Raw genomic sequence first — 3,983 nt, forward strand, 5'->3', positions numbered from 1 at the left:
AGAGCGCGCATCTTTGAATACATCGAAAGCTTCTATAACCGGCAACGGCTGCATAGCAGTCTAGACTACCGTTCACCCGAGGCTTTCGAGAGAATGGCTGAGGTGACTAATTAAACTGTCCGTGGAAATGGGACCCGCTCACCCGGGCGAGCCGGCACAAATAGCTAAAGCATCATCCGGTCAAACCGCGTGAACGCTGCTCAGTTCGACAGCCGGCCGTAGCCGCTCCGATTCCGTTGCGTACTCACGTTTGGATACAAAAGCCGCCGAGCGCAGGCGCGGCGCGGTCCGACCGCTTGGTACAAACAGATACAAAAAGCCGGTAACGCGGACACGCCCGGGATAACCGCGGCGTGTCAAATAGCGGTCAAGGCGATGCGTATGGGCATCGTCATCCACTACCTAATGGCTTTTTATGTCTAAAGTTTGGCTCGTAACGGGAAGCGCAAACGGTCTGGGTCGCAACATCGTCGAGGCGGCCTGCGCGGCCGGCCATAAGGTCCTTGCCACCGCGCGCAATACCAGTCCACTCGCAGCGCTGTGCGCCGAATATGGCGAGAACATCCTAACGACGCATCTCGACGTCACGAATGAAGCTCAAGCGCAAGCCGCCGTCGCCTTGGCCGTAAAGCGCTTTGGGCGCCTTGATGTTCTGGTGAACAACGCCGGCTACGGTGACGTTCGGCCCTTTGAAGAAACCAGTGCGGCGGATTTCAAAACACTGGTGGACACTGTCTTCTATGGCGTGGTCAATCTGACACGCGCCGCGCTGCCAATCATGCGCACGCAGCGCCGTGGAACGATCATGCAGATATCCTCTGTGGGTGGGCGCCTTGCCACGGCCGGCTCGGCGTCGTATCACGCGGCCAAGTGGGCCGTCAGCGGATTCACCGAGAGCTTGGCGCAAGAGACCGCACCTTTCGGAGTAAAGGTAGTCGCGCTGGAGCCCGCCGCTATTCGAACCAACTGGGGTACCCGCGCGACGCAGCAGCGGCCGGCGGTAATGCCAGACTATGAGCCCTCTGTTGGGGCCGCCATCAAGTCGATGGAAGGCTTGTGGGGCAACGAGCCCATCGATCCGGTGCGCATCGCGCAGATAACTTTGCAACTGGCCGAGGCTGAGCAGGTTCCTGCACATCTCCTCATCGGTAGTAGCGCTTGCGATTACTACGCCATGGTGGAAGGCCATCGCGCCAGTGAGGCCGAGCGTTGGCGAGAGGTCAGCATGTCGGCTGACTTCAACGCAGGGCCGATTCCGGTGGTTCCCACCGCCTGACATGGATCCTGGCGGCCTCGACTCGGCGACGCTGTCCGAGCAGGGCGGGGCCGCCTCAAATTCTCAATGTGGCTCCTGATCGGAGCACACTTCAGCCATTGAAAAGGTAGGCCACCTATGTTGAAGCTGCCGCTTTATGCCGTGCTTTGGATGTTCATCGCTGCCATCAGCAGCAACGCAGCGTTGGCCGCATCGCCCCTGGACCTACTTGTACTGGGGTCCGGTGGTCCCGGAGCGACCGGGCGCGCCGGCGCGGGATATGTCGCACTGGTCGATGGCGAGCCCCGTATTTTGGTCGATGCGGGGCCAGGAACATTTGTGCGGCTTGGCGAAGCAAAAACGTCCATCGCCAAGATGGATATCGTCCTGCTCACACACCTGCATATCGATCACACCGGTGAGTTGCCGGGGCTGTTCAAGGCGCGCGCCGTTTCAGGCAATGGCCCTGCCGATATCCAGGTCTTCGGCCCCACGGGACACCGCGGTGGAGAAGGGGAGGCCACGTTTCCGTCGACCAGCCGTTTCATCGACCTGCTGTTTGGTCCTGACGGTGCGTACAGTTATTTGAAGGACTTCGCGGCGCCGATGACCATCCACGCCACGGATATCGACGCGTCAGCGAACGCCCCCAAGGTACCGCGTGTCATTTATTCGGAGCGCGGCCTGGTCATCAGCGCGATAGCCGGCCACCATGGCGATGCGCCCGCCGTAATCTATCGAATCGACTATCGCCATCAAAGCCTGACGTTCAGCGGCGACATCGACGCCAACGGCATCGACAATCTGCGCCGGATCGCACGGCACACCAGCTTGCTGGTCTTCAATTGCGTCGTGCTGGATCCACCGGGCTCACGGCCAGTGCTGTATACGTTGCACACGCCACCTAAAACGATCGGCGAGGTGGCCGCCGACAGCGAAACGAAAAAGCTGCTGCTCAGCCATCTGTCGCCGTCGATCGATCAACAGCGAGTAAGCGTGGAGACATCCATCCGCGCGCACTACAAGGGACCGTTGGTGTTTGCCGAAGACGGTATGCACCTGCAACCTGATGGCGATCATCCTTGAATTCGGGCGCGTTTGTTGTCTTCCGCACTCCAATGGTAGATGCCTAATTTGTCGATTTAAAGCAATTCGCCGTGCGCGATAACGTCGACTTATCCGAGTATGGTTTCGCGCCAATTTGTGCATAGAAAAGTACCGCCGCCGCCCTTATAGCGATTAGGGCGCGTTATCGCGGGTAGGGCAAGCTGCCTTTGAGCTTAGGAAAGACGCTATTCAAGTTGCATTCCGGCATGACATGGCGCCAGGGCATGGCGTGAGAAAACTTTTTGCTTTTCCTCTAATCGCGTGGTCGTCAGGAAACGATTGATGGACGCGGGCCAGTATTTGGCTCGCGTCCGCGATACCCATTCGGCCGCGTGCACCATCAACCAAATCCCCAGACAGCAGTAGACGAAGGCCGGGATCCATTCTGATTGGAAATGGATTCTGGCCTTCGCGGGGATGACGAACGGCTCTTTATTAATGCGAATCGCCATATCCAGCAACTGCAAGAAAAGGTCCATCTTCCAGCCTCGCTTCCGTCGCGCAATCGATCACATCAGAACCATGTCTACGGTAGCACCGGCAACACCGGCATGGACCAATTCTGACCCGTGTCTCCCGTGCATTCCTGTATCGTCAACTGTGTACCGGCAGCCCCCTCCGTCAGGCAATACTGACCGCCGCCGAGATTGCTAAGTAGAAGATTGCGGGCGCCCCCGATCGACCATTGCTGACTGGCGCTGCTCGTGCATTGGTCCACAATCACCGCCGCGCCTGATGGCGAGTCGGGATTGGCTACGTCCAGGCAAAGATTGCTCTGCAGCCGCATGGTGCCATCACTGCCGAGCACCCATGCTTGGGCTTCCTTCTTTTTGTTGCAACTCTGGGTGGTAGCCGGCACGTTGGTTTGGCCATCCCCCGCATCCACGCAAAGGTTATCGTCGCCCTGGTACAAACCGCGCAGCAAATTGCCCAAGGCGTTGAACTGTTCACCGTTCAGGACTTCGCTGAAGTTGCTGCATGTTGTGTTGGTCCCGGTGCCTGAAACAGTGGCTTGGACTCCGTTGCTGCTGGGTGCGTCGAATATCACATCACTGAAGGGCTGGTTGTAGCAGTTCGCATTGGGCGAGCGCCTTTCAAGATATGTCGTCCGACTCACCATGCCCTGCGGTGAAAGACTGGTGGCGTCAGTGAGAATGCTGCCTAGCTTTAAGGACAAACTGGGATTGTAGAGATCGGTAACCGTAACGCTCAGCCACTGGCCGCCTTCATAGGCAACGTGGAATTGATAGTCAGTGACTGTGGACCACATAGGTATGCGGCAGGTAACGCGAGGATTTTCGCCGCTGTAAACAACGCAGCTGCTGCCGGGATCGCCGGGTTCATATTGCGTTGCGCCGTGTATTGTAAACACGAAGTTGGGGCCGAGGCGGCTGTTGTCCTCCATACCGACATAGCCGCCGTTGCTGCTACCGACCAGGCGGAAATGGTCGGCGAAGCGCACGTTCGCGCGATAACCCGGATCGGCCTGCACGTTGATGTCATAGTCCACCGAAGTTAGTCCGGTAACTGAGGAACTCCATTGATACTTCGCATAGGTGCCGGGTACGTCGCCGGCGTGGGCGAAGCATGGGAATAGCAAAAGCAATGGCAAGCTATACAA

Annotated in this window: 5 protein-coding genes; 3 read left to right on the top strand and 2 right to left on the bottom strand. The window is 58.2% G+C overall.

Features of this window, described 5'->3' with window-relative positions; all coding sequences use genetic code 11:
- The 3 genes from VMA74_RS12180 to VMA74_RS12190 all read left to right on the top strand — a co-directional run.
- Positions 1-114, top strand: a 114-nt coding sequence (locus VMA74_RS12180) for an IS3 family transposase (protein WP_325367293.1), incomplete at its 5' end; no start/stop codon positions are given.
- Between the two features lie 301 nt (positions 115-415).
- Positions 416-1,276 carry an SDR family NAD(P)-dependent oxidoreductase gene (locus VMA74_RS12185; protein WP_325367289.1) on the top strand — a complete coding sequence of 287 codons (861 nt, stop codon included), beginning with the start codon at positions 416-418 and terminating at the stop codon, positions 1,274-1,276.
- Between the two features lie 117 nt (positions 1,277-1,393).
- On the top strand, positions 1,394-2,341 hold the full coding sequence (locus VMA74_RS12190; protein ID WP_325367290.1) for an MBL fold metallo-hydrolase: 948 nt from the start codon (positions 1,394-1,396) through the stop codon (positions 2,339-2,341).
- Between the two features lie 206 nt (positions 2,342-2,547).
- Here the strand turns inward: VMA74_RS12190 and VMA74_RS12195 are convergent, their stop codons facing one another.
- Both VMA74_RS12195 and VMA74_RS12200 read right to left on the bottom strand, forming a co-directional pair.
- A complete protein-coding gene (locus tag VMA74_RS12195; protein WP_325367291.1) occupies positions 2,548-2,841 on the bottom strand; it encodes a hypothetical protein in 294 nt (97 codons plus the stop codon).
- Between the two features lie 47 nt (positions 2,842-2,888).
- The coding region (locus VMA74_RS12200) for an RICIN domain-containing protein (protein WP_325367292.1) at positions 2,889-3,983 on the bottom strand (1,095 nt) is incomplete at its 5' end.

Source organism: Dyella sp. (genome assembly GCF_035508675.1).
Lineage (GTDB): Bacteria > Pseudomonadota > Gammaproteobacteria > Xanthomonadales > Rhodanobacteraceae > Dyella_B.

Excerpts from the sequence above, each read along its gene's own strand:
- VMA74_RS12185 (WP_325367289.1), top strand. The coding sequence starts at position 416 with ATGTCTAAAGTTTGGCTCGTAACGGGAAGCGCAAACGGTCTGGGTCGC.
- VMA74_RS12190 (WP_325367290.1), top strand. The coding sequence starts at position 1,394 with ATGTTGAAGCTGCCGCTTTATGCCGTGCTTTGGATGTTCATCGCTGCC.
- VMA74_RS12195 (WP_325367291.1), bottom strand. The coding sequence starts at position 2,841 with ATGGACCTTTTCTTGCAGTTGCTGGATATGGCGATTCGCATTAATAAA.